Below are 5,380 nucleotides of genomic sequence, written 5' to 3'. Positions count from 1 at the left end.
GGCGACCGCACCGGGCAGGCCCTCATGGACACGCTCGTCCAGAAGGCGATGGACCTGGAGATTCCGTACCGTGAGAACCTGTACGTCACCGATCTGATGGTGGAGGACGGACGGGCCGCGGGGGCCGTCGGCTTCGACATGGATGCGGGGCGGCCCGTGGCCTTCGACGCGGACGCCGTTGTCATTGCGGCGGGCGGCCACACCTCGCTGTACCGCCGCAGCTCCTCCCGCCCCGACGAGAACACGGGCGACGCGCAGGCCCTGGCGTTTAACGCCGGCGTGCCGTTGCGCGACATGGAATTCGTACAATTCCACCCCACCGGAAAGGTGAAGCCGGAAGCGGAGGCCGGCCACCTCGTTACCGAGGCGGTCCGGGGGGAGGGCGGGCGGCTCTATAACACGGAGGGGGAGCGCTTCATGGAGCGCTACTCGCCGACGCAGATGGAGCTGGACGCCCGCGACGTGGTGGCCCGCGCCAACGAGCAGGAGATCCGCGAGGGCCGGGGGACGGAGGATGACGCCGTGCTGCTCGACATTTCCCACCGCGACGACGAGTACATCCGCGAGCGGCTTCCCCGCATGGTGGAGGAGTTTGCCGAGCACGGGATCGACATTACCGAGGAGCCGATGGAGGTGGCGCCGACCGCCCACTACGCGATGGGGGGCATCGAGGTCGACTTCGAGACGGCCCAGACGCAGGTCGACGGCCTTTACGCCGTCGGCGAGTGCACGGCCGGCGTGCACGGGGCCAACCGGCTGGGCGGCAATTCGCTCATCGAGACCGTCGTCTTTGGCCAGGTCGCCGGGAGCCACATCGCCGAGACGCTGGGCAGCCGCACCAGCCCGTCGCTGTCCGAGGCGGCGGTGCGAGACCACGTGGTCACCCAAGACACGCTCGCCGCGGCCGAGGGCACACACACGCCCGCCGCGATTATGGACGAGCTTCGCGGCCTGATGTGGCAGCACGCGGGCATCCTGCGTGACGAGGACGGGCTCCTGAACGGCCTCCGGAAGCTGCAGCGGCTCCGGGCCGACGCGGAGGATCTGCAGGTGCAGGCCGACCGTACGAGCCGCCGCTACGAGCGGGCGCAAAACCTGCGCTTCATGTTCACCACGGCGGAGACGATCCTGCGGGGTGCACTGGAGCGCACGGAGTCGCGGGGCGCCCACGCCCGCACCGACTACGAGACGAAAGATCCCGACTGGCGGAAGAACATTCGGAGCCTCCCCACGGGCGACGGCGGGATGGAGATCGACACGGAGACGGCCGGCCGGCCCTCCCGCCGCGTCCAGCAGGCCGTCGATGAGGAGCACGAACTCGACTACCACCACCTGGAGTAACCCCTTGCCGCGATGGTCCGCGCCCGGACGAGCGTGCATTCCGTCCTCCTCGCTGCGCTGGGGATGCTGCTGCTGGGCGGCGGTGCGGTCCCGCCACGGACAGCCGTCGCCCAGACGGCCGGCCCCGACCGGCTGGGGGCCGATGCACGTTGGACGGCGCTCCGGAGCGACGTCCTGAGTCCCGGGTCGTTCTTCCGGAGCGTCGGGTCCGCCACCGGGGCGCACCTCGACGACGATCCGGACGCCTGGGGACAGACGGTCGGCGGGTACGCGGCCCGCGTCGGGTCGAGCACCGGAGAATCGGTGCTCCAGACCGGCACGATGCACGGGCTGGCCGCCGCCCTACACCTTGACATTCGTCCCCGCCTGGGCCGCCACAGTGGCACCGGGGCTCGGCTTCGGCACGCAGTGCTATCCCCCTTTGTCGCCCGGACCCCCACCGACGCCCGCGTGCCAAACGTCCCGAACGTCGCCGCCACCTACGGCGGCGCCCTCGCCCAGGCGCGCTGGGAGCAGGGAAGATGGATGCCCGGCCGGGCCCTCCGAAGCACGGGCGTATCCCTCGGAATTGATATCGCGGTTAACATCTTTCGGGAGTTCCTGGGAACGCCGCTCAGCCGCGACTGAGCACCCGTCGCGCCGCGCTCTTCTGCAGTTTTGTTTGTATGGCTCCGATGGCCGACTCCACCCCCAATCCCCGGCCGCCCGACACGCCGGACGACCCGGTCGGGGCCCTGACCGTCGACGCGCTCCACACGGCCCTCAACGACGCGGGGTACATCTGCTCCCGGGAGCGGGCGCGGAGCGTGATGGCCGCCCTCATGACCGACCCCCTGGGCGGCTTCTTCGCGTTCGGGCCGCCCGGCACCGGCAAGACGTGGCTGCTGGAGGTGCTCGGCGACATTCTGGACATGAACACCTTCTTCAAGCAGGTGAGTCCCGGCAGTCGGGAGGAGGACCTGATCCTCGACCTGCTCCCCGACGAGAACGCGGAGAGCGGCATCAAGAAGCAGTGGGGCGAGCTCCCGAAGGCTGTGCGGGCCAGCCACGAGGGCAACACCCTGCTCATCCTCGACGAGTGGGACAAGACCCGGCCGACCGCCGACGCCTTCCTGCTCGACTTCCTGCAGAACGGGCGGGTCAACTACGGCGACATTCAGGTGCAGGCGAACATGGACAACCTCTACGTCTGCATCACGCTCAACGACGAGCGCGACCTCTCCGGGCCGGCTCACCGGCGGATGCCGTACCTGCACTTCGAGCCGCTGCACCCGTCGCTCGTCCGCGAGGCGCTGCGCCGGTCGCACGGCGGCCACCCGTATCTGGAGGCGGCCGTCAACCTCTACGTGCGGTGCGAGCTGTCGATGATGGAGAAGAGCTGCACGATTCAGGAGCTGCAGCAGCTGCTCGACGCAATCCGTGTCCTCGGGCCCGACGACGCCGACTGGGACCAGCTTGTGCTCGACTACGTGACCAAGGACCGCGACAACCATCGCCTCCTGAAGAAGGCCGAGGACGTGGACACGTCCGACTGGGAGGACGCGGGGTGGACGACGGGGGCCGAGGCGGATCCGCTGGACCCGTCCGCCTACGCCCCGGTCGACCTTCCGGACCAGGCGCCGGCGCCCAACGGGGAGGGGGAAGAGGGGGCCCGCCTGCCGCCCATGGCGGACGTGAAAGGGTACACGCCGCCCCAGAACGACGAGACCCCGGACCTGGGGGCCGCGTTCGCCGCGCTGGAGGGCCGCACCTCCGTCTACGACGCCCTCACCCGTCAGGAGCCCCCCGCCGACGCGCCGGACCGCTTCGGGCGCGTGCAGGTGCAGGGGGACACCATCACCTTCGACGCGCCGGTGCCGCTCACGGAGCACGACGGGTACGCGGCCGACCTGTGGGGGCATCCGGGGGAGGTCGTGTTCGTGGAGGAGACCGCCACCCGCGCCGACCTGCGCCTGCTCCAGGAGGAGCGCGGGCTGGAGTTTATCTCCTACGCCGACGACGAGATCATCGGGCGCTACGAGGGGCTGCACCTCCGCTGGACGCCCGACACGGGCGCCGAGGTCATCGTGCCGACCGCCCGCCGGGACGCGTTCGACGACCTGTTTCGGGGCACGTGGCTGAACGAGGCCGAGATCGCGGGGCCCGCGGACCTGCCCACGCCGGTGCTCGCCCGGCTGGGCACGCGCCAGGTGGGGGTGGTGGAGGCCCGGCACGCCGGCGAGCCGGTGGCGGACCCGTACTTTGCCGGCGTCTTTGACTACTGGACCCAAAGCGAGCAGGACACGGTCGAGACCGCGGAGGTGCCGGGCTACGACGCGTTTATGGACCACGCGGAGGCGCACGCCGACCCGATCATTCTGGAGGGCGACGCCGCCTATGCCCTCTTCGACGGGCTCCTGCTCGGCCTCGTCGGGGAGGAGAACGACCACCTCGTCGTGTCGGTCACCGGCCCGTTCGACCCCGCGGTCGAGTCGTACCTGCAGCACTGGCTCCCCAACGCCAAGCTCTCCCTGCGCCGGAAGGCGGCCGTGCAGGTTCCCGCCAAGACGCTCGTAGAGGAGCACGGCTTCGGTGTGGTCCGTCCCTCCGACGACCGCCCGAGCCCGGGCAAGAAGCTCGTCCGCATCGAGGATGGGGTCAAGAGCATCTACCACGACGGGCACCTCACCGTGGGCACCCAGGTGTCGGGCCGGCAGATTACGGCCCACCGCGTGGAGCTCCTCATCCGCAACATCGACGAGACGCTCGACGAGCTCGACAGGTAGTTCCCTTCCCTGTGCCACACGCTTCGCGTCGCCATGCCCGACTCCACCTCCCAAAATGAGGCGCCGGACCCCGATTCCGCAGCGGACGACCCCGCAGCGGACGACGAGTCCCCCGCGGTCGAGCGCCGCTGGCGACCCGCGGCCGACGCCCCTTTCCACGTTCCGTCATCGGAGGCGGACGTGCCGACCGACGACGCCGCGCCGCCCCCCGACGCGCCCCCGGGCGACGAGGGGCCGGCCCAGGACGAATACGATCCGGCGTCCCCTGACACGTCTGCGGAGAGGGCCCCGACGGCCGATCAGAACCCAGGCGGGCCGGCGCCCCCAAAAGACGCGACGGAGGAGGGATCGTCCTCGACGACCGCCCCGAGCGAGGCGTCCCGGTCCGGAGGCGGCGAGACGGGCGAGGACACGGCGTCGTCCCGGACGGGGACCGCCGAGGGGGGCTCGCCCGACGTTGACGACCTAGCGAACGGTCCGCCCACGTCGCGTACCGATCCCGGTGCCGTGGACGAGCCGGACTCCCCCCTTCCGCCACCGGCGCCTCCCGACGACGCGAAAGAGGCGGCGCGTCAGGTCAACGACGAGGCCCTGACGGACGACCCCGATGACGGGTCGTGGATCGACCAGGCCCAGGATCCGCCCACGGTCCCGCCCCTTGACCGGGAACAGGACGACGAGGAAGAGTTCTTTACCGACGAGCACCGCCGCGTGCCCGGGGCCGAGCAGGTGGAAGAGGAGCTGCAAGAGTTCGCCTACGAGATCAACGAGGGCACCGCCGACACCGACTGGACGCCTTCGGACCGGGAGGACCACCGGATTGCGTCGATGTTTGCCCGCCTCGTGAGCAAGGTGGCCGAGGACATGAGCTACCAGCAGGTGCCCGGGGACGAGTTCTGGGACCCGCGCAAGATCATGCGACGTCAGATCGACCGCCGTCCCCTTCAGCACTGCAAGATGGACTACACCAAGCGCCGGCTGGCCCTGCTGGTGGACACCTCGCCCTCCTGCCGCGACGAGGCGGTGTTCTACTCGAAGGTCGCCACCGGCGCCCTGCTTCGCGACGACATCGACATCTTCCTCTGCCCCAACGGGCGCATCGACGCCCAATTTGACCCGGAGCCAATGCGGTTTGTCAACGACGACCGGGGCTCCGCCTGGGACCTGGAGGGACGCGTGGTCCTCTACTTTACCGACTGGGACGGCACCGACGAGATCGTGGAGCACTCCCGAGACTGCACCCTCTACTGGTTCGACAACTGCCCCCCGTCGAA

Annotated in this window: 4 protein-coding genes; all 4 read left to right on the top strand. The window is 70.2% G+C overall.

Features of this window, described 5'->3' with window-relative positions; genetic code table 11:
• On the top strand, nucleotides 1-1,341 hold a 1,341-nt coding region (locus V5A20_RS12910), incomplete at its 5' end, for an L-aspartate oxidase (protein ID WP_332327517.1).
• A 12-nt stretch (nucleotides 1,342-1,353) separates the two neighbouring features.
• On the top strand, nucleotides 1,354-1,968 hold the full coding sequence (locus V5A20_RS12905) for a hypothetical protein (protein WP_332327516.1): 615 nt from the start codon (nucleotides 1,354-1,356) through the stop codon (nucleotides 1,966-1,968).
• A gap of 47 nt (nucleotides 1,969-2,015) precedes the next feature.
• Nucleotides 2,016-4,106, top strand: a complete 2,091-nt coding sequence (locus tag V5A20_RS12900; protein WP_332327515.1) for an ATP-binding protein — start codon at nucleotides 2,016-2,018, stop codon at nucleotides 4,104-4,106.
• Nucleotides 4,107-4,139: 33 nt separating this feature from the next.
• A partial coding sequence (locus V5A20_RS12895; protein WP_332315678.1) for a hypothetical protein occupies nucleotides 4,140-5,380 on the top strand: 1,241 nt, incomplete at its 3' end.

This window comes from Salinibacter sp. (assembly GCF_036626415.1).
In the GTDB taxonomy this organism is placed as follows: Bacteria; Bacteroidota; Rhodothermia; order Rhodothermales; family Salinibacteraceae; genus Salinibacter.
This window is presented reverse-complemented; position numbering and strand designations above follow the sequence as displayed.